Source organism: Pseudomonas sp. HMSC08G10, from assembly GCF_001808425.1.
GTDB classification, from domain to species: domain Bacteria; phylum Pseudomonadota; class Gammaproteobacteria; order Pseudomonadales; family Pseudomonadaceae; genus Aquipseudomonas; species Aquipseudomonas guariconensis.
Genome location: NZ_KV793297.1, coordinates 65436 through 89139 on the forward strand (window position 1 = coordinate 65436; position 23704 = coordinate 89139).

The following is a 23704-nucleotide window of genomic DNA, read 5'->3' on the forward strand; positions in this document are numbered from 1 at the left end:
TCACAGCCCCTCCTGCGGCATCACCGCGAAGTTCCAGTCGTCATCGAACGGCTGGCCGATGTCGCTGACCAGCGGCGCGCCCTGGAACAGCGTGATGCGTACCCAGCGACTGGACTTTGGGTCGAACTTGCCCGCGCCGAAGAACGCCAGTTTGCAGCGCAGCAGGTGGATCGGCAGCATGTCCTGGGCCAGCAGGTTGGCGCGGATTTCGCCATAGCTGGTATGCGCCATGCCTTGCAGGCGGCGCACCGTGCCCTTGAACGCCGGTTGGGCGATGAGGAAATGCGCGGTCAGTGCCTGGGGCTGCTCGCGCAGGTGCTCGACTAACGCCCCATGACAGCGCTGGATGTTGCGGGCGATGCCCAGTTGCATCTCTTTTTCGGCGCCCGGCTCCTCGGCGCGCATGCCCAGGCGCGGCTCTTCTTTTTCGGCCGAGCGGTACCAGAAGAAGTGCTCGGCTTCGACATTGCCGAAGTCGTAGGCCAGGGCCCAGGCGTACTGCCGCTCGATGAGTTCACGCAACTGCGCAAGGGGCATCTGGGCATCCAGGCGCAGGCCTTCGACCACACCCATCTGCTCGGCCAGCGGCGTGACCTGCTCGGGGTACAGCTCCAGCAACAGGCTCACCAGCAGTTCCTGGCAACCTAGCCCGGCATGGGCTTCGCTCCAGGCCAGCAGGCGCGGCCAGAGATCGTCGCTTGCCGGCTGGCCACCGAGCCAGTCGGCCAACGCCGACAGCTCGGCGAGGGTGCGCAGGTTTTGCTCGTGCTGGCGCACATCTTCGGTCCGGGTCTGGCTCAGGTGCAGGTGGGCGCGGCTGAGCAACCGGTGAAGGCGGGCCAGATGCGCAGGTTCGGCCGATCGTGCCAGTACCTGCGCCAGGGCGGTTTCCCGCGTGCTGATCCAGCGCTCCACGAGCTGCGGGTGATTGATCAAAAAAGGCGCCATGCCCAGGCCCGTGGCATTGCCTACGCCCAGGTAGCGTTGCAGTGCCGGGGCCAGCTGTACCGCCCGTTGTGGGTTGAGCGCACGGGCCATGTGCTCGATCTGCTCGATGCTGAAATGGCGCAGCAGGTACACCGTGAACATCTGCGCGCTGAACGGCTGGTTGAAGTCCGGGTTACTTTGTAGGCAACCGAAGTCGGCGATGCCGAACTTACCGTTGCCGTACACGGCGGTGGTGCGGTAGAGGTAGCCCACCTCGGCCAGCTGACGCGGGTCCGGTTGCTGACCTTCGGCCAGCGCCACCAGGAACCGGTCGAAGTTGCGCAGGCTGCGGTTGGCCCGGGACAGCACCAGCACACGGGCATCGAAGCGCCCGGCCTCTTGCAGCGGCACGTTGCGCGCAAGGTCGGCCAGTTGCGCGGCGTCGACATCCCCGGCCACCAGCACGAAGGTCACGTCCCACTGGTCGGCGATCACCCGGTCGCTGCGCTTTTCCGGCGGCAGGTAGGCCGAGAAGATCACGCAGTGGTAATGGGCACTCGGCGTGTCGATGCGGTAGATCACAGTGCCGAAACCTTCGCCATCGAGGTCGAAGCGGCTGCGCTGGATCTGCCAGCGCTGGTTCATCATCCGCCGCATGCTGCTGCGCACGAAGCTCAGCGGGCTTTGGAAGTGGCTGCCCAGCCGGGCCAGGTCCATGACCTGGTCGGCAGGGCGCAGCGTGGGGGTGGCAAGCACGGAATTGGACATTGTTGTCGTACCTGGATGCATCATGTTCAGACGCCTTGTTCGCGGGCCATGTGCCGGGCGATGCGCACCGCATCCCACAACGCTGGCAGGATCACCAGCGACACCGGCACCGCGGTGATGACAATGAAGGACTGCAGGGCGGTCACGCCGCCTGCGCCGATGGTGATCAGCACCACCGCCGCCAGGCCCATGCCGATGGCCCAGAAGCCGCACAGCCATTTCTTCGGTTTATCGTTGCTGGACATCGCCAGCGCCACGGTGAAGGCCATGGCATCGCCGTTGGTGGCCACCGAGATGAAGCTCAGGAACAGGAACAGCGCGCTGATCAGGCCGCCCAGCGGCAGGTTCTGCGTCACGCCCAGCAGCAGGTCCTCGGGTTGGGCGCCATGAGCGGTGACAATGCCTGGGGTCTGCAACTCAAGGCCAATGCCGGTCCCGCCGACCACGGTGAACCAGAACATGGTCACCAACGGTGCGATGATCGACAGGGTCATGATGATCTCGCGGATGGTGCGGCCCCGCGAGATCCGCGCGACGTACAGCGCCACCATCGGCGCATAGCCGATGAACCAGCCCCAGTAGAACACCGTCCACCAGTCCAGCCACTTGGGATCGGCGCGGAACATCGTCATCGGGATGAAGTGCTCCACGTGCAGGGCGAAGGCCTGCGGGAAGCCGCCGAGGATGAACAGCGTCGGCCCGAACACCACCATGAACACGGCCAGGCCAATCATCAGCCAGACGTTGATCTCGCTGACGAAGCGGATGCCCTTGAGCCCTACCAGGCAGGAGACGGTGTACATCGCCGTGACCAGCACGATGGTGATCGATTGGGTGACGATGCCGTTGGGCACACCCCACACCGCATGCAAGGCGCTGCTGATCTGCAAGCCCAGGAAACCGATCGGGCCGATGGTGCCGGCGACCACCGCGATGATCGAGGTGGCGTCGGCCAGGGTGCCGATCGGGCCTTTGAGCGCGCGTTCGCCGAACAGCGGGTAGAGCAGGGTGCGCGGAGCCAGCGGCAAGCCTTTGTCGTAGTGCAGGTGCATCAGCACGATCGCCAGCAAGCTGCCGAGCACCGCCCAGGCCAGGAAACCCCAGTGCACGAAGGACTGCGCCAGGGCCGCGGTGGCCGCCGCTTCGCTGTGCGGTTGCATGCCCGCGAACAGCGGTGGCGGGCTGGCAAAGTGCATCAGCGGCTCGGCGGCGGCCCAGAAGGCGCCGCCGCCGGCGAGCAGGGCGCACATGATCACGGCGATCCAGTTGAAGGTGCTGATGTCCGGGCGTTGGGTCACGCCGCCCAGGCGTACCCGTCCGCACTTGGAAAAGCCAATGGCCAGACTGACCACGAAGGTCGCCAGCATCAGCACCTGCCAGTACAGGCCAAAGGCCTTGGTCGACCAGGCGAAGAGGGTGTTGACCAAGGCCGACACCGCATCGATGTCGATCAATGCCGCCAACAGGAATGCGCCGAGAAAGCCGCCGCTGATCAGAAACAGCGGCCAGTCGATGTCCCGCGACAGCGGCAGGCGCAGGGTCTGGTCGTCAGCCGGCAGGGTGGTTGGGTTTTTCATTTAGCCTCCGGAACCTGTGATTGTTGTTTTTGTAAGGCTGTCCGTGCGAGGGGCTCAGGCCTGCGCCGTGGTGGCGGTTTCCAGCAGGCGCAACCAGTTCAGCCCCATGATCTTGCGCACGTCTTCTTCGGCAAAGCCACGGGCGCGCAGGCCCTGGGCGATGTTGGGGAAGTCGCGGCTGTCGCGGAACCATTGCAACGGCGCTGGCCAGTTGGCGTTGTCCTTGGAGCCTTCGCCGTAGTCTTTCTCCTTGCTCCAGCGGCCGTTGCGCATCCATTCGAGCACCGACAGCGGCTGTCCCTGGCACAGGTCGGTGCCGATGCCGATGTGCTCGACGCCCATCAGGTCGGCGGTACGCGCGACCATGTCGCAGAAGCTCTCCAGGGAGCACTCCGAAGCGCCCTTGAGGTGGAACGGGTAGGTGCTAAAGCCCAGCAGCCCGCCGGACTCGGCGATTGCGCGCAGCACCGCGTCGGACTTGTTGCGCTTGGCGGCGTGAAAGCTCGATGGGTTGGCGTGGGAGATGATCACTGGCCGGGTCGACAGCTCGATGGCCTCCAGCGTGCTGCGTTCGGCGCTGTGGGACATGTCGATCAGCATGCCGACGCGGTTCATCTCGGCGATAACTTGGCGCCCGAAGCGGCTGATGCCGTTGTCTTCGCGCTCGTAGCAACCGCTGGCCAGCAGGCTCTGGTTGTTGTAGGTCAGCTGCATGACGAACACCCCGAGCTGGCGGAAGACTTCCACCAGGGCGATGTCGTCCTCGATCGGCGAGCAGTTCTGGAAGCCGAAGAAGATCCCCACGCGGCCCTCTTCATGGGCCAGGCGAATGTCGCTGGCCGAGCGTACCGGGCGGATCAGTTCGGGCCAGGTCTCGAAGCGGCGGTTCCACTCGCCCAGGCGCGACAGGGTTTCGCGAGCGTTCTCGTGGTAGGCGATGGTGGCGTGCACCGCGCTCAGGCCACCGGCCTGCATTTGCTGGAATATTTCCGGGCTCCAGTTGGAGTACTGCAGGCCGTCGATCATCAAGAGGTCGTGCATGGCGCGTATTCCTTCAGGGCCGCAGGTAGGTGGTCTTGACCACGGTGTAGAAGTCGCGGGCGTACTGGCCCTGTTCGCGTGGGCCGAAGCTCGACGCTTTGCGACCGCCGAACGGCACGTGGTAGTCGGTGCCGGCGGTGGGCAGGTTGACCATCACGCAGCCGGTCTGGGCGCGGCGCTTGAACTCACTGGCGTGGCGCAGGGACTGGGTGATGATGCCGGCGGTAAGGCCGTATTGGGTGTCGTTGAGCGTGGCTAGGGCTTCTTCGAAGTCGCGCACACGGATCACGCAGGCGATGGGGCCAAAGACCTCTTCGCGGTTGATGCGCATGTCGTTGCGGCTGTCGATGAACAGTGCCGGGCGCATGTAATAGCCGTCGGTGTCCAGCTGCAGGCGTTCGCCGCCTTCGATCAAGGTGGCGCCTTCGGCCTGGGCCAGCTGCAGGTACTCCAGGTTCTGCTCCAGCTGGCGCGCATCGGCGACCGGGCCGATCTGCACCCCGGCTTGCAGGGCATGGCCGACCTTGAGCTGGCGCATGCGCAGGCGCAGGGCCTCGACGAAGCGGTCGTGGATTGCCTCGCAGACGATCAAGCGCGAAGACGCCGTGCACTTCTGCCCGGTGCCGAAGAACGCCCCGTTGAGCGCGCATTCCACCGCCAGGTCCAGGTCGGCGTCGTCCATCACCACCAGAGCGTTCTTGCTGCCCATCTCCAGTTGGCAGCGCACCAGGTTGCCGGCGGTGGCGACGGCGACGCGGCGGCCGGTTTCCAGGGATCCGGTGAAGGTCAGGGCGTCGATGTCGGCCGAGTTGACCAGGGTTTCGCCAACGTTGGCGCCGCTGCCCATGACCAGGTTGAAGGTGCCGGCGGGCAGGCCTTGGCGGCTGATGATCTCGGTCAAGGCCCAGGCGCTGGCCGGCACCAGATTGGCCGGTTTGAACACCACGGCATTGCCGAAGGCCAGGGCCGGGGCGATCTTCCAGGCCGCCGTGGCCATGGGGAAGTTCCACGGGGTGATGATGCCTACCACGCCCACCGGCTCGCGGTGCACTTCGATGTCGATCCCCGGACGCACGGAGGCGGCGGTCTCGCCCATCTGGCGCAGCACTTCGGCGGCGTAGTAGTGGAAGAACTGGCCGCTGCGGTTGACCTCGCCGATGCCTTCGGCCAGGGGCTTGCCTTCTTCACGCGAGAGCAGCTCGCCGAGTTCTTCCTTGCGGGCGATCAGCTCGTCGCCGATGGCCATCAGCACCTGCTGGCGGGCCTCAAGGCCCGAGGCGGCCCACAGGGGTTGCGCGGCGCGGGCGGCCTGGATGGCCTGGCGGGCCTGTTCGGCGCTGGCCTGGTGGTACTCGCCGATCAGGTCGCGAGTATCCGAGGGGCTGTGATTCGCCAGGGTGGCCTGGCCTTCGCACCACTGGCCATCGATGTAGTTCTTGTACGTCATGGATGAAAGCCTCCGTTTGCCTGGCTCTCATCTTGCGAGCAATATGCAGCAAATAAAAATTAATAAAAAAAATGCTTTGATAAGGATCGCTAACCATGCTGCCCGAACTGAAGATTGCCCAACTGCGCTATTTCGTGCTGGTCGCCGAACTCAAGAGCTTCCACGCCGCCGCACGTCAGGCGTTTCGCACCCAGCCGGCCATTTCCCTGGCGGTGCGGGAGCTGGAGCAGAAACTGGGTCAGGCACTGGTCGAGAAGGGCGGGGGCCGCGTGGAGCTCACGCCGTTCGGCGAGCATTGCCTGCCGCTGTTTCGCGGCTTGATCGAACACCACGACCGCATCGCCCGCGAGGCAACCTTGCTGGCCCGGCACGAGATCGGCCAGGTCAGCATCGCCACTGTGCCCTCGGTGGCCAGCCGCTTGCTGCCAGGGCCGTTGGCGCGTTTCGTGGCCGAGCACCCGAACGTGCAAGTCAGCATCCAGGACGGCACGGCCGAAAGTGTTCAGCAACTGTTGACCAAGGGGCAGGTGGACTTCGGGATCAGCAGCCTGTGGATGGAGGACGAGCAGATCGAGTTCACGCCGATCGCCCATGACCAGGTGGGCGTGGTGTGCCGGGCCGATCATCCGCTGGTGCAGGTGGGCGAGGCCTTGCATTGGTCGCAGCTGCAGGGCCTGCCGATGATCGGCAACGGCACCTCCCGGCTACTGGAAGGCACGGATGCGGCGTGTTTGCTGGAGCACAGCCGGTTGTTCGTCTCCAACATGATTTCGTTGATCGCGATGCTGGAAGAAGGGGTAGGGATCAGCACCTTGCCGTACCTGGCGTTTCCGCTTGAAAACGAAAAGCTCGCCTTCCTGCCCTTGGCCGCGCCCAAGGTGGAGCGCCAGATCGGCATGCTCACCCGCAAAGGGCGCAGCCTGTCGCCAGCGGCGGGGGCGTTGATGGCGTTCTTGCAGGCGCAATTGCCGAGCGCTGAATGAAGGCCCACAGGTACCACGTCGCGCTTGGACCTGTGGGGCAAAACCTACGATGGGCTGCAACACCGCCACACCTTCAGCGAGAGGTCTCGACGCGCAGCACCTCGGTGTAGATGGCATCGACCGTCTGGCCAACCTTGAGGTTCTTCATGCGCGCTTGAAGATCGGGGTTCTCGACCTTGACCACCTGCACTTTGCCTTCAGGCGGCAGCAGGGTCACTTCGTGGTTCTTCAGGTCGATCTTGCTGATCTTGGAGGTGATCTTGACCTGGCGGAACGCCTCGCCGCCGGGGTTGGGGTTGTCCTTGGTGGCGCGGATGGTGCCGGACTCCTCGCTCATCTTCGGCGCGCCACCGACCTCGGTATTGAGTTCGTAGGCGACCGCCCGGGTCACGTAGATGTCCACGTTGTCCCCCACCTTGAGGTTGGGCAAGGCCTTGGCTTTCTCGGTGAGCTGGAAGGTCACAGGTTTCTTGTTGGGGCCTTCGACGGTGACCTGGTAGTTCGGCGCATCCACCGCCAGTACATGGGTGGAGACGTGGCTTTCCAGGGCTTCGCTGCCCAGCGGTAGCGGGGCCGCAACGACGGTGAAACTGGCGGCGCAGGTCAGCGAGGCCAGGGCGAGGGAGCGGGTGAATTTCATCGGGCTTCTTTCCATGTAGTCGATTCCGGTTAGGCGTGCGCTGCGCACGCGCCTAGCAAGCATAGCCAGACCCTGGCGATATGCCTGTCACCAGGATGGCCCGTGACGAAGCGCCGCTCGCTGTCACCAAATGAAAAACCCGTGTCGTCGGATGCGAAGCACCTGCCGGGCGCAGCGCTTAGAGTCCAATCAACCTGAACTGACGCACTGCGTCCAGATCGATCGATTGGAGTGAAAGCATGGCCAAAGTCGTACGCTTCTATGAACCTGGCGGTCCCGAGGTATTGCGCTATGAAGATGCCGAGGTCGGCGAACCGGGGCCTGGCCAGGTGCGCTTGCGCCATGTGGCAGTGGGCCTGAACTACGCCGATACGTATTTTCGCAATGGCACCTATCCGATCCCGATGCCCAACGGCATCGGCGTCGAAGCGGCCGGCGTGGTGCAGGCGGTGGGCGAGGGCGTGACCGGCGTGGTGGTGGGCGACCGGGTGACCTACACCGGCTTTCTCAACACCTTGGGCGCCTACTGCACCGAGCGCCTGATCCCGGCCAATGCGCTGATCAAACTGCCGGAAGCCATCGCCTTCGAAACCGCGGCGGCCATGACCATGCGTGGCCTGACCTCGGCCTACCTGATGCGCCGGCTGTACGACTTCAAGCCCGGTGACTCGGTGCTGCTGCACGCCGCCGCCGGTGGCGTCGGCCTGATCGTCTCGCAGTGGGCCAAGCTGTTGGGCGTGAATGTGATCGGCACGGTGTCCACCGAGGCCAAGGCCGAGCTTGCCCGCGCGCACGGTTGCACTCACACCATCAACTACAGCGTCGAGGACGTGGCCAAGCGCGTGCGCGAACTCACCGACGGGGTCGGTGTGAACGTGGTATTCGACAGCGTTGGCCGCAGCACCTTCATGGCCTCGCTCGACTCGCTCAAGCGTCGCGGGCTGATGGTTTGCGTCGGCACCGCCTCCGGCACCATCGAGCCGTTCGACCCGCAGTTGCTGGCGATCAAGGGTTCCCTGCACCTGACCCGTCCGGCGCTGGCCGACTACATCGCCGATCCGGCCGAGAAAGCCGATCTTGCCGGCGAGCTGTTCGACCATGTCAGCAGCGGTCGCATCAAGATCGAGATCAACCAGCACTACGCCTTGCAGGACGCGGTCCAGGCCCATCGTGACCTGGAAGCACGCAAAACCACCGGCTCGTCGATCTTCATCATCTGAAGAGGGCAACACCATGCACGTAGAACAACTGACCTGCGCCATCGGTGCCGAGCTGATCGGGGTCAAGCTGGCGGATGCGATCCACGACGATGTTCTGTTCGAACAGATCCGTGCGCAATTGCTCAAGCACCGCGTGCTGTTCCTGCGCGACCAGGCCATCACCCGCGCCGAGCATGTGGCCTTCGCTCGGCGCTTCGGTGAACTGGAGGATCATCCGGTGGCCGGCAGCGATCCGGACCACCCAGGCCTGGTGCAGATCTACAAGCGCCCCGACCAGCCGGCCGACCGTTACGAAAACGCCTGGCACACCGACGCCACCTGGCGCGAGGCCCCGCCCATGGGCTGTGTGCTGCGCTGCGTGGAGTGTCCGCCGGTGGGGGGCGACACCATGTGGGCGAACATGGTGCTGGCCTACCAGAACCTGCCGGATGAGGTGAAAGCCAAGATCGAAGGCCTGCGCGCACGCCACAGCATCGAGGCGAGCTTCGGTGCCGCCATGCCGCTGGAAAAACGCCTGGCGCTGAAGGCCCAGTACCCCGACGCCGAGCACCCGGTAGTGCGCACCCACCCGGAAACCGGGGAGCAGGTGCTGTTCGTCAACGCCTTCACCACCCATTTCACCAACTACCACACCCCGCAGCGGGTGCGCTTCGGCCAGGACGCCAACCCCGGTGCCGGAGACCTGCTGCGCTATCTGGTCAGTCAGGCCTACTTGCCCGAGTACCAGGTCCGCTGGCGCTGGTCGCCGGGCAGCATCGCCATCTGGGACAACCGCAGCACCCAGCATTACGCGGTCATGGACTACCCGCCCTGTCACCGCAAGATGGAGCGGGCCGGGATCAAAGGCGATCGCACATTCTGAGTCACCCGCCGCCGGTTGGCGGCACCAGGACAATAACAATAGCGAGGACTACTTCATGCAATTCTTCGACGACTCGTTGCACCCGGAAAACATGGAAAAGGTGGTGATCACCGTGGCCCCTTATGGCCCGGAGTGGATGCCCGAGGACTTCCCCGAAGACATCCCGCTGACCATGGACGAGCAGGTGCAAAAGGCAGTCGACTGCTACGAGGCCGGCGCCACCGTGCTGCACCTGCACGTGCGCGAGCTGGACGGCAAGGGCTCCAAGCGCCTGTCCAAGTTCAACGAGCTGATCGCCGGCGTACGTGAAGCGGTACCGGACATGATCATCCAGGTGGGCGGCTCGATTTCCTTTGCCCCGGAGAGCGAGGGCGAGGCGGCCAAGTGGCTGTCAGACGACACCCGGCACATGCTGGCCGAACTGACGCCCAAGCCCGACCAGGTGACGGTGGCGATCAACACCACCCAGATGAACATCATGGAGCTGCTGTACCCCGAGTACCTCGAAGGCACCTCCCTGGCCCACCCGGCCATCCAGGCGGCCTACAGCGAAATGACCGTGCCAGCCGGGCCGGCCTGGGTGCGCGAGCACCTGCGTCGCCTGCAGGCCAGCAACATCCAGCCGCACTTCCAACTGACCGGCATGCACGCCCTGGAAACCCTCGAGCGCATCGTGCGTCGGGGCGACTACATGGGCCCGCTGAATCTGACCTGGATCGGCATCGGCGGCGGTTTCGACGGCCCCAACCCGTTCAACTTCTTCAACTTCATCCACCGCGCGCCGGATGGCTGCACCCTGACCGCCGAATCGCTGCTCAAGAACGTGCTGCCGTTCAACACCATGGCATTGGCCATGGGCCTGCACCCGCGCTGTGGCAACGAAGACACCATCATCGACCAGCACGGCAAGCGCTTCACCTCGGTGCAGCAGATCCAGCAGACCGTGCGCGTGGCCCACGAGCTGGGCCGGGAAATCGCTACCGGCAAAGAGGCCCGCGCCATCTATCGCATTGGCGAGCAGTACAGCAGCATCGAGCAGACACTCAAGGCCAACGGCATGGCGCCCAACCGCCAGCCCGGACGCAAGGGCGTGCCGCAGCGCGCCTGATGGCGCGTGGGCCCTGTAGACGCGGTCTTGCGGCCCGAAAGATTGACGTCGCTGCAACGATGGCTTGGGCTGCTTTGCAGCCCTATCGCGGCGCAAGACCGCGTCTTTAGAGGCGGCCCAGGTTTTTTGGCTTCATCTCATAACAACAAAAACAACATCCACGCCAGATACCCCAAGGAGGCAGCATGGCCGCCTATCTCGCCAGCGCCGCAGACGATGACGCTGACACTTCCCGTGGCATATCCAGGCGCTATGCCTGGGTGGTCTTTGCCTTGACCTTTGGCCTGTTGATCTCCGACTACATGTCGCGACAGGTACTCAATGCGGTCTTTCCTCTGCTCAAGCAAGAATGGGTCCTGAGCGACAGCCAGCTGGGGCTGCTCAGCGGCATTGTCGCGCTGATGGTGGGGCTTCTGACCTTTCCGTTGTCGCTGCTAGCCGACCGCTTCGGCCGGGTCCGCAGCCTGGTGCTGATGGCCGTGCTCTGGAGCCTGGCCACCTTGGGCTGCGCCCTGGCGCAGAACTACCCGCAGATGTTCGTGGCGCGGTTTCTGGTGGGGGTGGGCGAGGCTGCCTACGGCAGCGTCGGCATCGCCGTGGTGGTCGCGGTATTCCCCCGTGACATGCGCGCCACCCTGGCGGGCGCCTTCATGGCTGGTGGCATGTTCGGCTCGGTGTTGGGCATGGCTCTGGGCGGGGTGCTGGCCGAGCATTTCGGCTGGCGTTGGTCGTTCGCCGGCATGGCGTTGTTCGGGTTGCTGCTGGCCCTGATCTATCCGATGGTGGTCAAGGAGGCCAAGGTCGCGCCGCGGCGGCTGGACAAGGCCCTGTGCAAGGCAGCCCGGCCGTTGCGCACCCTGTACAGCAGCCGCTCGGTGATCGCCGCCTATGTCGGCAGCGGCCTGCAGCTGTTCGTCGGCGGCACGGTGATCGTGTGGATGCCCAGCTACCTGAGCCGCTACTACGCCATGGGCACCGACCGGGCCGGGGTGATCGCCGCGATCATCGTGCTGTGCAGCGGTGTGGGCATGATCCTCTGCGCTATGCTCTGCGACCGCCTGGGGCGTGTGCGCCAGGACCGCAAGATCAGCCTGGCCATTGCCTATTGCCTGGGCAGTTGCCTGCTGCTGTCGGTGGCCTTCGCCTTGCCCATGGGCACGGCGCAACTGGTGCTGATCTGCCTGGGGATGATGGTCGCGGCAGGCACCAGCGGGCCGTCCAGTGCGATGGTCGCGAACCTGACTCACTATTCGGTGCACGGCACGGCGTTCGCCACCCTGACCTTGGCCAACAACCTGCTGGGCCTGGCCACCGGACCGTTGATCACCGGGCGCGTATCCGATGTGCTTGGCCTGCACGCGGCGATGCAGTTGGTACCGCTGATGAGCCTTGGCGCTGCGCTGGTGTTCTTCATCGCCAAGCGTCACTACCACCGGGACATGGCCCGTCTGCAGGACAACGAGCCGACCCTGGTCCCTGGAGCGCAGCCATGATGCAGACGGTGACGTTGGATGTGTTCTTTGACTTCATTTGCCCGTGGTGCCTGATTGGCCAGCGCCACCTGGACCAGGCCCTGGCGCGGTTGCGTCGCGAGCAGCCGCAGCGCCAGGTCCGGGTGCACTGGCAGGGTGTGCAGTTGCTGCCTGGCCTTGCTGCTGAAGGGGTGCCGTTCGAGGCGTTCTACCGCGAGCGGCTGGGCAGCGACGAAGCGGTGCGCCAGCGCCAGGCCCAGGTGCGCGACGCGGCGAGCGCGGTGGGTGAGCACATCGAATTTGCCCGGATCCGGCGCATGCCCAATACCGCCAATGCCCATCGTCTGTTGCAGCGCGTGCAGGCGCTGGGCAACCGGCAACAGGCCGATGCCTTGCTGATGCGATTGTTCGCGGCGTATTTCCATGAAGGGCAGGACCTGGGCGATCGCACGACCTTGCTCGCCATCGCCCAGGGCTGTGGCCTGATGCACGCGCAGGTTGCCGATTGCCTGCGCGAGGATGCACGGCCATTCATGGGCGAGCAGGGGCGGGCGGCGGGTGGGGTGCCGTGTTTTGTCGTCGACCGGCGTCGAGTGGTGTCGGGCGCGCAACCTGCTGATGTGTTGTTCGAGGCCTTGTGCGAAGCGCAACCGGCATGAGCCGGCGTGTCGCGGTGCCTCCGGGCAAGTTGCCGCCGCGTAACGGCAGGGCGTTGTTCGAGTATCAGGATAAAAGCCTGGCCTTGTTCGATGTCGAGGGTGTGCTCTATGTCATCGACGACAGTTGCCCGCACCAGGGGGCCTCGTTGTGCGGTGGGCGCCTGGAAGGACGCATTATCCAGTGCTGCGCCCATGGGCTTCGCTTCGACCTGACCAGCGGGTACCTGCTCAATTCCACGGTGCTAAAGGTGGCCCGTTATCCGGTGGAGCGGGAAGGGGAGGCCGTGTTCATCCTGATCGAGGCCGAGGTGGCCTGCTGATCCCCCGGGGCTGCGCTGCGGCCCCAAGCACTTCAATGCGCCGCCGAGGGCGGATGACTGGCCCGCCAGCTGGCCGGCGGCATGCCGAACTGGGCGATGAACCAGCGGGTGAAGGAGCTGGGCATCGAATAGCCGAGCATGTCGGCAATGCGTCCCAGCGAATAATTGGGGTTCTCCAGGTAGCGCAGCACCAGGTCGCGGCGCACGCCGTTGACCAGGTCACTGAAGGTCACGCCACAGTCCTCCAGGCGCCGCTGTAGCGTGCGCACGTTCATGCCTTGGGTCTGCGCCACCTGTTCGATGGTAGCGCGGCCCATGGGCAGCAGCAGGTAGATGGTCTTGCGCATTTCCAGCTCCAGCGACGGTGTGCCGCTGGCCTGCAGGGTGTCCAGGTAGCGCTGGGCCAGGCGTGCCATGGCTTCGTTGGCCAGTGGGGTGGTGGTGTCAAGGTCGGTCGCCGGGCACACGATGCCGTTGAACTCACTGCCGAACACCAGCTTGCAGCCGAAGATACGCCGGTGGATGGTCGGATCGGCGGGCGCGGTGTGGGTGAAGTTGGCGCTGATCGGCCGCCAATGCGCGCCCAGCAGGGCCGCGCACAGGCGCAGCATCACGCCGATGGCCAGCTCCGTGGCCTGGCGACTGCCGTGGGCGCGGTCGGTGACCACCTCTTCGCGAATGATCACCGTCTTGCCGGCTTCCTCGACATGGATGGCCAAGGCATCGTTGAGCAAGTGCCGATACTGCACGATTACCTGCAAGGCATCGCGCAGGGTGCGCTGGTGGCTGAGCAGCAGGCTGATCTCGCCGAAGTCCGACAGTTGGCGCAGTTCCGCCATGCGCAGGCCGAAGGTCTCGCACTGGCTGGCCTGTGCCGAAGCCTCCAGCAAGGCGATCACCGTGGCGGCTGGGATGCGCTGGTTGGGGTCGTCCAGAAGGCTGGCGCTGAGCCCGACCTGGGCCAGCAAGGCATGGGGGTTCAGCCCCACATGACGGGACACTTCGAGGTAGTTGGTCAGGCTTGCAGCACGTACGAGGGCGGTCATTTTATTGTTTTCCACGCGTTCTCATTAGGTGACCCGCGACGGCCCACGGGTCTCTTCTTATAGCTCGGGTGTCACCAAATGAGAAGCTGCTGTTGGTCTGGAAATTTCGGCCATTTCCCCATAACCCAGGCGATGTCGACCCCCGGCAAAGTCGCTGTCATCAAATGAAAAGTCACTGACGCCCAATGTAAAGCGCCTGGCTGGACCGCTCATTACTGTGAGGTCCAACGCGCCCCTGCGACCAGGTGGCGCACCACCCCTGGCTGAGGTGCCGACGTGGAAAAACTGCATACCAACGCGACCGTCTTGATCGTTCCCGGCCTGCGCGAGCACGTTGCCGAGCATTGGCAGACCTTGCTCCACGCACGCCTGGCCAAGGTGCGTACGGTGCCGCCGCTGGAGATCAATGGCCTGGACTGCAATGCCCGGGTCGAGGCAATCCAGCGCGAGATCGAGCAGATCGACGGCGATGTGGTGCTGGTGGCCCACAGCGCCGGGGTGCTGATGGTTGCCCACTGGGCGGCGCGCCATCAGCGGCCGATCAAGGGCGCGCTGCTGGCCGCACCGCCGGACTTGCAGGCCCAGTGGCCCGCCGCCTACCCAAGCCCCGAACGCCTGCAGGAAAACGGCTGGACACCCTTGCCGCTCGCGCCGTTGCCGTTCCCCAGCATCGTCGCGGCCAGCAGCAACGATCACCTGGCCAGCCTGGACGCCGCCGTCGCCATGGCCAAGGCCTGGGGCAGCGAGTTGCTGGCGCTGGGCGCGGTCGGCCATCTCAACCCGGCTGCCGGTTTTGGCCCCTGGCCCCAGGCCGAGGCGCTGATCCAACAACTCGACCGCTGATACCGCAATACCGCTTGACCAACGCCCGCGCACGACGGGCGGTGAACAGAACAATAACAATAACCGGAGTCACGCAATGCCCAAGTCACGCACCCACTGTCTGCTGGTCTGCACCGTTGGCCTGCTCACCTTGCCTGGTGCCCAGGCCTTCGAAGTCGATACCGGCCATGAGGACTGGTCCGTTCGCCTGGACAACACCGTCAAGTACAACTACGGCGTCCGCACCCAGAGCGCCGACAAGCGCATGCTGGCCACGCCGAACAACAACGACGGCGACTACAACTTCCGCAAGGCCGGTACCACCATCACCAACCGGGTCGACCTGCTGACTGAACTGGATGTGATCTATCAGCAGCGCATGGGCTTTCGTGTCAGCGCCGCCAGCTGGTACGACAAGGCCTACGACAACACCGGCTCCAATGCCAACCCCTTCGTCAACGGCAACGGCGAGCAATCGGGCATCAACCCCAGCCTCAATGGCCTGCCCGGCACCGGTGTGCCGCTGGGCAGCCCGCACCTGAGCAACTACGCCCAGCGCTACTACAGCGGGCCGTCCGGTGAAGTGCTCGATGCGTTCGTGTTCATGCGCACCGAGGTGGGCGAGGCGTCCGAACTCAGCGGCAAACTCGGCCAGCACAACCTGTTCTGGGGCGAGACCCTGCTCAACCCGGTGCATTCGCTGAGTTATGGGCAGTCCGGCCTGGACCTGGCCAAGCTTGCGGCCTCGCCCGGCACCGAGGCCAAGGAGCTGTTCGTGCCGCGTAACCAGCTGTCGGCCTCGTTTTTGGTCAATCCCGAACTGACCCTGGGCGCCCAGTACTTCCTGGATTGGAACGCCGCCCGACTGCCGGAAGCGGGCACCTATTACGGCGGCTCGGACCTGGTAGGCGAGGGCGCCCAGAGCTTCCTGCTCGGTCACACCGGCACCCCGGGGCTGATTCCGGTGCAGGGCGCCTTGACCAACATTCGCCGTGGCCACGACCTCACCCCGCGCAAGCGCGGCGACTGGGGCGTCATGGCCAAATGGTCGCCCGAATGGCTGGATGGCACCTTGGGCTTCTACTACCGCAAGAGCTCGGAGATCCTGCCCCAGGCCTGGCTCGATGCCCGCGGCCTGACCGTCGCTCGCGGCCCGTTCGGCAACCCGCCAGCCGGGCTGCCGGGCGCCGTGGGCAACCTGTACAACTCGCTACAGAGCGCCACGTACCAGTTCGCCTATGCCGACGATATCGACATCTATGGCCTGAGCCTGTCCAAGGACGTCGGTGGCATCAGCGTCGGCAGCGACCTGAACATCCGCCACAACATGCCGCTGTCGAGCATCCCGGCGATCGTCAGCGCGCCCGGCCAGGGCGGCCTGGGCAATGGCTTCGGCCTGTTGCCGCCGCGCCTGCCCAGCAGCGGCGTGGTCTACGAGACCCCACACGATGGCGACAGCATGAGCGCCACCGGCGACACCCTGCACTGGACCCTCAACGGGCTGATGAGCATCGGCGACACGCCGCTGTTCGACTCCGCGACCCTGTTGGGCGAGCTGTTCTACAGCAACCTGCTCAAGCTCGATAGCCACAACGAGGCCTTGTACAAGGGCAAGGGCAGCTACCGCGGCATCGACAAGCCCACCCGTGACAACTGGGGCATTGCGGTCAACTTCACCCCCACCTGGTACCAGGTGTTCTCCGGCGTGGACATGAGCCTGCCGCTGTCGATCAACGTCGGCCTGGACGGTGTGTCGCCGGTCCAGGGCGGTGGCGCCGAAGACACCGGCAACTACGCCGTCGGTGTGAGCGCAGCGCTCTACAACCAGTATTTCGTCGATCTCAAATACGTCGACAGCTTCGGCAAGGCCGAGTCCTGCAAGGACGGCCAGACCGACGGCTCGACCCCCAATGCCCTGGATGGTGAGCAGGATTACACCTGCTATGGCGGCGGCTACGCCTCCTTCTCCGGTGGCGGCGCCACCACCGAGGACCGTGGTGCGCTCTACCTGACCCTCAAGACCACCTTCTGAGTACAGGAACCCCCAATCATGAAAACGTTGCACAACACCCTGCTGGCCTCGTGCCTGTCGCTGCTCGCCCTCAATGTCGCCCAGGCGGCAGTCTCCAGTGACCAGGCCGCGCGCCTGGGCACCAGCCTGACGTCGGTGGGGGCCGAAAAGGCTGCCAGCGCCGACGGCAGCATCCCGGCCTACCAGGGCGGCCTGGTCACCCCGCCGGCCAGCTACCAGCAGGGCGCTAGCATGCGCCCGGACCCCTTCGCCAGCGAGAAGCCGCTGCTGGTGATCAACGCTGCCAACGCCGAGCAGTACAAGGCGCAGCTCACCGCCACCACCCTGGAGCTGCTCAAGCGCTTCCCGACCTTCCAGGTGGATGTCTACCCGACACACCGCACCGTCGCATTGCCGCAGCCGGTGCTGGACAACACCCTCAAGAACGCCACCGGCGCCCGCAGCCAGGAAGGCGGTACCGCGGTGGACAACGTGCTGCCGGGCATCCCGTTCCCGATTCCGCAGACCGGCGCCGAGGCCATGTGGAACTTCCTGCTGCGCTACCAGGGCGTGAGCATGACCGCCAAGTACGACTCCTGGAACGTCGATGCGGCCGGCAAGGCCACCTTGTCCACCACAGGCCAGGCCAACATCAGCTACCCGGTCTATGAGGACATGGGCAAGACCATCGGCGCCAAGGACACCTACTACCAGATGAAACTGGTGTACACCGCCCCAGCCCGCCGCGCCGGCGAAGCGATGATGCTGCGCGACGCCGCCAACCCCCTGGCCCAGCCACGTAGCGCCTGGCAGTACCTGCCGGGCCAGCGCCGGGTGAAGCTGGCGCCGAACCTGGCTTACGACACACCCAACCCGGGCACTTCGGGCTCGGGCACCTACGATGACGTGTTCGTCTTCAACGGCGCCCTGGACCGCTACGATTGGACCCTGGTGGGCAAGCAGGAAATGTACGTGCCGTACAACACCTACAAGCTGACCTACAACACCGATGTCAGCCAGCTGACCACGCCCAACCACCTGGCGCCGCAGTTCGTGCGCTGGGAGAAGCACCGGGTCTGGGTGGTGGAGGGCAAGCTCAAGGACGGCGCGCGCCACATCTACCACAAGCGTCGCTTCTACCTCGATGAAGACAGCTGGGTCGCCCTGGCCTCGGACCAGTACGACGCCCGTGGCCAGCTGTACCGTGGCTCGTTCGCCTTCCTCACCCAGAGCTACGACAAGACCACCCCCGATGCCACGCCGTTCATGATCTACGACCTGATCGGTGGCACCTACAACCTCAATGGCGTGGTCGGTGCCTACGGCGGTATCCGCTACATCGACCCCCTGTCCAAGACCCAATGGTCGCCCGAGTCCCTGGCGGGGGCCGGTATTCGCTGAGTGCCTGGGGCTTGCGCGGTTGCCTTGCGCAGGCCTCGTCCGACGAATCGGGAGGTTCAGGATGTCTGTCTTCAAATCAAGCGCCCAGGTGCTGATGCTCTGTGCCGCCCTGCATGGCCTGGCCCAGGCCGCGCCCTACGTGGATGTGCTGGACCTGCCAGCGATGCCCAGCGCGCTGGCGCCGGTCAGCTCCTTGCGCGATGTGGGCCGTGCCGGTGAGCGGTTGGTGGCTGTCGGCCCCCGTGGGCACATCGTGTATTCCGATGACCACGGCGCGCACTGGCAGCAGGCTCAGGTACCGGTCAGCGCCGACCTCAATGCTGTGAGCTTTCCCACTCCCCGCAGTGGCTGGGCCGTGGGCAACGACGGGGTGATCCTGCACAGCGGCGATGGCGGTGAGCATTGGGAAAAACAGCTGGACGGTCGCGTGCTCGCAGAGCAAGTACTCGCCTGGTACCGCGCCCAGGCCCAGGCCGCCCCGCAGGATGAGCGCTGGGCCGCCTGGGTGGCCGAGGGCGAGCGCCTTGTGGCCGAAGGTGCTGACAAGCCGCTGCTGGATGTGTGGTTCACCGATGAACAGCACGGCTTTGCCGTCGGCGTGTTCAATCTGCTGCTGCACACCACTGACGGCGGGCGCAGCTGGACGCCCTGGCTCGAGCGCAGCGACAACCCCCAGGGCCTGCACCTGACCAGCCTGGCCCAGATCGACGGCGCGCTGTACATCACCGGCGAGCAGGGCCTGCTGCTCAAGCTCGATGCCGCCGGCCAGCGTTTCACCCGGCTGACCACGCCCTACAGCGGCACGTTCTTCGGCATCACCGGCAAAGCGGGGGTGCTGCTGGCCTACGGGCTGCGCGGCCATGCCTACCGCAGCACCGATGGCGGCCTGAACTGGCAGCCGGTGAACACGGGCCTGGCCACCAGCCTCACCGCTGCCAGCCAGGACAGCAACGGCCAGTTCTGGCTGTCGAGCCAGGCCGGTGACCTGCTGCAAAGCCGCGATGGGGGCGCCAGTTTCATCCTGGTGCGCCAAGCCTCGCGCACTCCCGTGAGTGCCAGCGCATTTGACACCGCCACCGACCTGGTGCTGGTGGGCGAGCGCGGCGTACGCACGCTGGCGCTCCAGTAAGCGCCGTCCCTAACAAGAGAAAACCCTGATGGCCGATATCCAACAAGACACCCTGCCGGTGATCCGCAACCTCGAAGACTTCGACACGCGCTCGGGCAACGGGCTGGAGCGCCTGGTGTTCAACCATCGCTTGGCGTTCGTGCTCGCCATGTGCCTGGCCACGCTGGTACTGGGCTATGTGGCGCTGACCCGCCTGGAGCTGCGTCCAAGCTTCGAGAAGATGATTCCGCAGAGCCACCCCTACATCCAGAACTACCTGGACAACCGCCAGTCCCTGCGCGGCCTGGGCAATTCGTTGCGGGTGGTGGTGGAGACCACCGAGGGCGACATCTTCGACCCGGCCTACCTGCAGGCGCTGCGGCACATCAACGACGAGTTGTTTCTCAGCCAGGGCGTGGACCGCGCCTGGATGAAGTCGTTGTGGAGCCCGGCGGTGCGCTGGGCCGAGGTCACTGAAGAGGGCTTCCAGGGCGGCCCGGTGATGCCGGACGGCTACCAGGGTGCCCAGGCGGATATCGAGCAACTGCGTCAGAACATCGAGCGCGCCAACATCGTCGGCAGCCTGGTGGCCCGCGACTTCAAGTCGAGCATGCTGGTGGTGCCGCTGCTCGACCGGGATTCGGCCACCGGCCGTGGCGTGGACTACCACGCGTTCTCCCGTCAGCTCGAACAGCTGCGCAGCCACTACGAAGCGGCCGGCCCCTACAAGGTCCACGTGATCGGCTTCGCCAAGCTGATGGGCGACCTGATCGACGGTTTGATCCAGGTGATGCTGTTCTTCGCCCTGGCAGTGGTCACGAGTCTGGTGATCATCTACCTGTACACCCGCTGCGTGCGCAGTACCTTGCTGGTGGTGTTGTGCTCGCTGACCGCGGTGGTCTGGCAGTTGGGCATCGTCGCCTGGCTGGGCTACGCGATCGATCCGTACTCGATTCTGGTGCCGTTCTTGATCTTCGCCATCGGCGTGTCCCACGCCGCGCAGAAGATGAACGGCATCATGCAGGACATCGGGCGCGGCACCCACCGCCAGGTCGCGGCTCGCTACACCTTCCGCCGCCTGTTCGTGGCCGGGGTGACGGCGCTGCTGGCCGACGCGGTGGGTTTTGCCGTGCTGATGCTGATCGACATTCCGGTAATCAAGGACCTGGCCATCACCGCCAGCATCGGCGTGGCGGTGCTGATCTTCACCTCGCTGCTGTTGATGCCGGTGGCGCTGTCGTACATCGGTGTCGGACGCAAGGCTGCCGAGCGCGCCTTGCGCATCGATTCGCGCGCCGCCGCGCACCGGGGCTTCGGCAAACTGTGGGATGTGCTAGACCGCTTTACCGAGCGCAAGTGGGCCACGGCGGCGGTGCTGGTGTCCGTGGCAATGGGGGCAGGGGGGCTGTGGACCAGCCTGCAACTGAAGATCGGCGATCTGGACAGCGGCGCCCCGGAGCTGCACGCCGACTCGCGCTACAACCGCGACAACGCCTACATCACCGACCATTACGCGCTCTCCAGCGACACCTTCGCGGTCATGGTCAAGACCGCGCCTGAAGGCTGTCTGCGCTACCAGACGTTGGTGTTGGCCGATCGCCTGGCCTGGGAGTTGCAACAGCTGCCAGGGGTGCAGACCACGCTGTCGCTGACCAACGCCGTGCGCCAGATCACCGCCGGTACCTACGAGGGCAACCCCAAGCTCAACAGCATCCAGCGCAACCAGGATGTGCTCAACTACGCCGCGCAGCAGGCCTCGGTCAATGCCCCTGAGCTGTTCAACAACGATTGCTCGCTGATGCCGGTGATCGCCTACCTCAAGGACCACAAGGCCGACACCCTGGACGAGGTGGTGGCTGCCGCCGAGCGCTTCGCCCAGGCCAACAGCAGTGATGATCGGCAGTTCCTGCTGGCCGCCGGCAGCGCCGGGATCGAGGCCGCCACCAACATCGTGGTGCGCGAGGCCAACCGCACCATGCTGTTGCTGGTGTACCTGGCCGTCACGCTGTTCTGCCTGGTGACGTTCCGCAGCTGGCGCGCCACTTTGGTAGCGGTACTGCCGCTGATGCTCACCTCGGTGCTGTGCGAGGCACTGATGGTGGCCATGGGCATTGGTGTGAAGGTCGCCACCTTGCCAGTGATCGCCCTGGGCGTGGGTATCGGAGTGGATTACGCCCTGTACCTGCTCAGCGTGCAACTGCACTACCAGCGCAAGGGCCTCTCGCTGGCCCAGGCCTACCAGAACGCGGTGGCCTTCACCGGCCGGGTCGTGGGCCTGGTGGGCATCACCTTGGCCGCCGGTGTGGTGGGCTGGGCCTGGTCACCGATCAAGTTCCAGGCCGACATGGGCCTGCTGCTGACCTTCATGTTCCTGTGGAACATGCTCGGCGCGCTGGTGCTGATCCCGGCGCTGTCGTACTTCCTCCTGCCCGGCGACGAGGTCCGGGCGACCGTCACCGGCCCCCGCACCCAAGGTGGGCTGCACTCCAACAACCAAGAAGCCGAGTGTTCGTCTCATGTCTGATTACCTTGCGCCTTTGCGCGATATGGATTTTCTGTTCAACGAAGTCTTCGATATCCCGGCCTGGTGGGCGCAGACGCCTGCACTGGTGGAGCAGGTCGATGCCGATACCGCCAAGGCCGTGCTCGAACAGGCTGGTAAGGTCATCGCCCAGGTCGTGGCGCCGCTCAACCGCAGCGGCGACGAACAAGGCTGTCGCTTCGAGGCCGGCACGGTGACGACCCCGGATGGCTTCGTCGACGCCTACCGGACCTACGCGGCCGATGGCTGGGTGGGTGTGACGGGCGCCCCGGCGTTTGGTGGCATGGGCATGCCCAAGGTGATCGGCGCCCAGGTCGAGGAAATGCTCAACGCCGCCAACCTGTCGTTCGGCCTGTACCCGATGCTCACGGCCGGCGCCTGCCTGTCGCTGCTCAACCATGCCAGCGAAGCGCTCAAGGCCCGCTACCTGCCGCCGATGTACGAGGGTCGCTGGACCGGTTCGATGTGCCTGACCGAGCCCCACGCTGGTACCGACCTGGGCCTGATCCGCACCCGCGCCGAGCCCCAGGCCGATGGTCGCTACCGCATCACCGGTACCAAGATCTTCATCACCGGCGGCGAGCAGGACCTGACCGAAAACATCATCCATCTGGTGCTGGCCAAGCTGCCTGACGCACCGGCCGGTGCCAAGGGGATCTCCTTGTTCCTAGTGCCCAAGATGCTGGTCGAGGACGATGGTGAGCTGGGCGGGGCCAACGCGGTCAGTTGTGGCTCCATCGAGCACAAGATGGGCATCAAAGCCTCGGCCACCTGCGTGATGAACTTCGACGGTGCTCTCGGCTACCTGGTGGGGGAGGCGAACAAGGGCCTGAACGCCATGTTCACCATGATGAACTACGAGCGCCTGGGCGTCGGCATCCAGGGCCTGGCCCTGGGCGAACGTTCCTACCAGAACGCCGTGGCCTATGCCCGGGACCGCCTGCAGGGCCGCGCGGCCACCGGCCCCGAGGCGCCCGACAAGGCGGCCGACCCGATCATCGTGCACCCGGACGTGCGCCGCATGCTGTTGACCATGAAGGCACTCAACGAAGGTGGGCGGGCGTTTTCCACCTATGTGGCGCAGCAACTGGACGTGGCCAAGTACAGCGAGCAAGCCGACGTGCGCGGCCAGGCCGAGGCCCGCGTGGCGTTGCTGACGCCGGTGGCCAAGGCGTTTCTGACCGACATGGGGCTGGAGACGACGGTGCATGGCCAGCAGGTGTTCGGCGGCCATGGCTATATCCGCGAGTGGGGCCAGGAGCAGTTGATCCGCGACTGCCGCATCACCCAGATCTACGAGGGCGCCAATGGCATCCAGGCCCTGGACCTGGTAGGCCGCAAGTTGGTCGCCGACGGCGGGCGCAGCTACCAGTTGCTGTCCAATGAGATGCGCGCATTCGCCCAAGGCCTGGCGCCGTCGCGCGGCGAGTTCCGCACGCCGTTGCTGGCCGCGCTGGACAACCTGGACGAACTGACTGCCTGGGTGCTCGATCGCGCCCAGGGCAACCCGCGAGAAATCGGCGCGGCGGCGGTGGAGTACCTGCACGCCTTCGGCTACACGCTGTACGCCTACCTGTGGGCGCGGATGGCCGATGTGGCCATGGCGCAGGAGGGCGCGTTCTACCAAAGCAAGCTGGGCACGGCGCGGTTCTACTTCGCTCGCATGCTGCCGCGCATCCATTCGCTCAGCGCCGTGATCAAGGCCGGCAGCGACAGCCTCTATCTGCTCGACGAGGCGCAGCTGTGATGG

The 23704-nt window shown here is 65.3% G+C and carries 19 protein-coding genes; 13 read left to right on the forward strand and 6 right to left on the reverse strand.

Annotated features, from left to right (window positions below; genetic code table 11):
- Genes HMPREF3173_RS05690 through HMPREF3173_RS05705 form a run of 4 tightly spaced genes read right to left on the reverse strand, consistent with a single transcriptional unit; the run spans position 1 to position 5760 of the window.
- The gene (locus HMPREF3173_RS05690; protein WP_070571860.1) at positions 1-1695 is read right to left on the reverse strand and encodes a hypothetical protein; all 1695 of its coding nucleotides are present in this window, start codon (positions 1693-1695) and stop codon (positions 1-3) included.
- Positions 1696-1721: 26 nt separating this feature from the next.
- Positions 1722-3272, reverse strand: coding sequence for a BCCT family transporter (locus tag HMPREF3173_RS05695; RefSeq protein WP_070571861.1), 1551 nt, complete (start codon positions 3270-3272; stop codon positions 1722-1724).
- 54 nt (positions 3273-3326) lie between these two features.
- Entirely contained in the window at positions 3327-4313 is a 987-nt protein-coding gene (locus HMPREF3173_RS05700) for a dipeptidase (RefSeq protein WP_070571862.1), read from the reverse strand.
- 13 nt (positions 4314-4326) lie between these two features.
- Positions 4327-5760 (reverse strand): aldehyde dehydrogenase family protein, encoded by a 1434-nt coding sequence (locus HMPREF3173_RS05705; RefSeq protein ID WP_070571863.1) that lies wholly within the window; start codon positions 5758-5760, stop codon positions 4327-4329.
- Between the two features lie 95 nt (positions 5761-5855).
- Between HMPREF3173_RS05705 and HMPREF3173_RS05710 the strand changes: the two genes are divergently transcribed.
- A complete protein-coding gene (locus tag HMPREF3173_RS05710; protein ID WP_070571864.1) occupies positions 5856-6743 on the forward strand; it encodes a LysR family transcriptional regulator in 888 nt (295 codons plus the stop codon).
- Between the two features lie 73 nt (positions 6744-6816).
- On the opposite strand, the gene HMPREF3173_RS05715 is transcribed toward HMPREF3173_RS05710, so the two are convergent.
- A complete protein-coding gene (locus HMPREF3173_RS05715; protein ID WP_256544003.1) occupies positions 6817-7383 on the reverse strand; it encodes a hypothetical protein in 567 nt (188 codons plus the stop codon).
- 239 nt (positions 7384-7622) lie between these two features.
- On the opposite strand from HMPREF3173_RS05715, the gene HMPREF3173_RS05720 reads away from it, so the two are divergent.
- From HMPREF3173_RS05720 to HMPREF3173_RS05745, 6 genes are all read left to right on the forward strand, one after another.
- A complete protein-coding gene (locus tag HMPREF3173_RS05720; RefSeq protein WP_070571866.1) occupies positions 7623-8603 on the forward strand; it encodes a quinone oxidoreductase family protein in 981 nt (326 codons plus the stop codon).
- Positions 8604-8616: 13 nt separating this feature from the next.
- Positions 8617-9465: a TauD/TfdA dioxygenase family protein gene (locus tag HMPREF3173_RS05725; protein WP_070571867.1), complete on the forward strand. Its 849-nt coding sequence runs from the start codon at positions 8617-8619 to the stop codon at positions 9463-9465.
- 55 nt (positions 9466-9520) lie between these two features.
- A complete protein-coding gene (locus HMPREF3173_RS05730; RefSeq protein WP_043215843.1) occupies positions 9521-10573 on the forward strand; it encodes a beta-keto acid cleavage family enzyme in 1053 nt (350 codons plus the stop codon).
- Between the two features lie 185 nt (positions 10574-10758).
- Positions 10759-12066: an MFS transporter gene (locus HMPREF3173_RS05735; protein WP_070571868.1), complete on the forward strand. Its 1308-nt coding sequence runs from the start codon at positions 10759-10761 to the stop codon at positions 12064-12066.
- The gene (locus HMPREF3173_RS05740; RefSeq protein ID WP_070571869.1) at positions 12063-12704 is read left to right on the forward strand and encodes a DsbA family oxidoreductase; all 642 of its coding nucleotides are present in this window, start codon (positions 12063-12065) and stop codon (positions 12702-12704) included. The genes HMPREF3173_RS05735 and HMPREF3173_RS05740 overlap by 4 nt, the downstream gene beginning before the upstream one ends.
- Entirely contained in the window at positions 12701-13024 is a 324-nt protein-coding gene (locus HMPREF3173_RS05745; RefSeq protein WP_070571870.1) for a Rieske (2Fe-2S) protein, read from the forward strand. The genes HMPREF3173_RS05740 and HMPREF3173_RS05745 overlap by 4 nt, the downstream gene beginning before the upstream one ends.
- A 32-nt stretch (positions 13025-13056) precedes the next feature.
- Here the strand turns inward: HMPREF3173_RS05745 and HMPREF3173_RS05750 are convergent, their stop codons facing one another.
- Positions 13057-14070 (reverse strand): AraC family transcriptional regulator, encoded by a 1014-nt coding sequence (locus HMPREF3173_RS05750; protein ID WP_070571871.1) that lies wholly within the window; start codon positions 14068-14070, stop codon positions 13057-13059.
- A gap of 276 nt (positions 14071-14346) precedes the next feature.
- Between HMPREF3173_RS05750 and HMPREF3173_RS05755 the strand changes: the two genes are divergently transcribed.
- The 6 genes from HMPREF3173_RS05755 (at position 14347) to HMPREF3173_RS05780 (ending at position 23701) form a co-directional block, all read left to right on the forward strand.
- Positions 14347-14913 carry an RBBP9/YdeN family alpha/beta hydrolase gene (locus HMPREF3173_RS05755; RefSeq protein ID WP_070571872.1) on the forward strand — a complete coding sequence of 189 codons (567 nt, stop codon included), beginning with the start codon at positions 14347-14349 and terminating at the stop codon, positions 14911-14913.
- Between the two features lie 76 nt (positions 14914-14989).
- The gene (locus HMPREF3173_RS05760) at positions 14990-16924 is read left to right on the forward strand and encodes a DUF1302 domain-containing protein (RefSeq protein ID WP_070571873.1); all 1935 of its coding nucleotides are present in this window, start codon (positions 14990-14992) and stop codon (positions 16922-16924) included.
- A gap of 18 nt (positions 16925-16942) precedes the next feature.
- Complete coding sequence (locus tag HMPREF3173_RS05765; RefSeq protein WP_043215716.1) at positions 16943-18304, forward strand: DUF1329 domain-containing protein; 1362 nt, start codon at positions 16943-16945, stop codon at positions 18302-18304.
- Between the two features lie 61 nt (positions 18305-18365).
- Complete coding sequence (locus tag HMPREF3173_RS05770; RefSeq protein ID WP_070571874.1) at positions 18366-19433, forward strand: WD40/YVTN/BNR-like repeat-containing protein; 1068 nt, start codon at positions 18366-18368, stop codon at positions 19431-19433.
- A gap of 28 nt (positions 19434-19461) precedes the next feature.
- Positions 19462-21936: an efflux RND transporter permease subunit gene (locus HMPREF3173_RS05775; RefSeq protein WP_070571875.1), complete on the forward strand. Its 2475-nt coding sequence runs from the start codon at positions 19462-19464 to the stop codon at positions 21934-21936.
- The gene (locus HMPREF3173_RS05780; protein WP_070571876.1) at positions 21929-23701 is read left to right on the forward strand and encodes an acyl-CoA dehydrogenase C-terminal domain-containing protein; all 1773 of its coding nucleotides are present in this window, start codon (positions 21929-21931) and stop codon (positions 23699-23701) included. The genes HMPREF3173_RS05775 and HMPREF3173_RS05780 overlap by 8 nt, the downstream gene beginning before the upstream one ends.
- Positions 23702-23704: the final 3 nt, after the last annotated feature.

Coding starts and splice junctions, on each gene's coding strand:
- HMPREF3173_RS05760 (WP_070571873.1), top strand. CDS start 14,990: ATGCCCAAGTCACGCACCCACTGTCTGCTGGTCTGCACCGTTGGCCTG.
- HMPREF3173_RS05695 (WP_070571861.1), bottom strand. CDS start 3,272: ATGAAAAACCCAACCACCCTGCCGGCTGACGACCAGACCCTGCGCCTG.
- HMPREF3173_RS05770 (WP_070571874.1), top strand. CDS start 18,366: ATGTCTGTCTTCAAATCAAGCGCCCAGGTGCTGATGCTCTGTGCCGCC.
- HMPREF3173_RS05715 (WP_256544003.1), bottom strand. CDS start 7,383: ATGAAATTCACCCGCTCCCTCGCCCTGGCCTCGCTGACCTGCGCCGCC.
- HMPREF3173_RS05730 (WP_043215843.1), top strand. CDS start 9,521: ATGCAATTCTTCGACGACTCGTTGCACCCGGAAAACATGGAAAAGGTG.
- HMPREF3173_RS05705 (WP_070571863.1), bottom strand. CDS start 5,760: ATGACGTACAAGAACTACATCGATGGCCAGTGGTGCGAAGGCCAGGCC.
- HMPREF3173_RS05745 (WP_070571870.1), top strand. CDS start 12,701: ATGAGCCGGCGTGTCGCGGTGCCTCCGGGCAAGTTGCCGCCGCGTAAC.
- HMPREF3173_RS05765 (WP_043215716.1), top strand. CDS start 16,943: ATGAAAACGTTGCACAACACCCTGCTGGCCTCGTGCCTGTCGCTGCTC.
- HMPREF3173_RS05780 (WP_070571876.1), top strand. CDS start 21,929: ATGTCTGATTACCTTGCGCCTTTGCGCGATATGGATTTTCTGTTCAAC.
- HMPREF3173_RS05750 (WP_070571871.1), bottom strand. CDS start 14,070: ATGACCGCCCTCGTACGTGCTGCAAGCCTGACCAACTACCTCGAAGTG.
- HMPREF3173_RS05720 (WP_070571866.1), top strand. CDS start 7,623: ATGGCCAAAGTCGTACGCTTCTATGAACCTGGCGGTCCCGAGGTATTG.
- HMPREF3173_RS05700 (WP_070571862.1), bottom strand. CDS start 4,313: ATGCACGACCTCTTGATGATCGACGGCCTGCAGTACTCCAACTGGAGC.
- HMPREF3173_RS05710 (WP_070571864.1), top strand. CDS start 5,856: ATGCTGCCCGAACTGAAGATTGCCCAACTGCGCTATTTCGTGCTGGTC.
- HMPREF3173_RS05725 (WP_070571867.1), top strand. CDS start 8,617: ATGCACGTAGAACAACTGACCTGCGCCATCGGTGCCGAGCTGATCGGG.
- HMPREF3173_RS05735 (WP_070571868.1), top strand. CDS start 10,759: ATGGCCGCCTATCTCGCCAGCGCCGCAGACGATGACGCTGACACTTCC.
- HMPREF3173_RS05740 (WP_070571869.1), top strand. CDS start 12,063: ATGATGCAGACGGTGACGTTGGATGTGTTCTTTGACTTCATTTGCCCG.
- HMPREF3173_RS05775 (WP_070571875.1), top strand. CDS start 19,462: ATGGCCGATATCCAACAAGACACCCTGCCGGTGATCCGCAACCTCGAA.
- HMPREF3173_RS05690 (WP_070571860.1), bottom strand. CDS start 1,695: ATGTCCAATTCCGTGCTTGCCACCCCCACGCTGCGCCCTGCCGACCAG.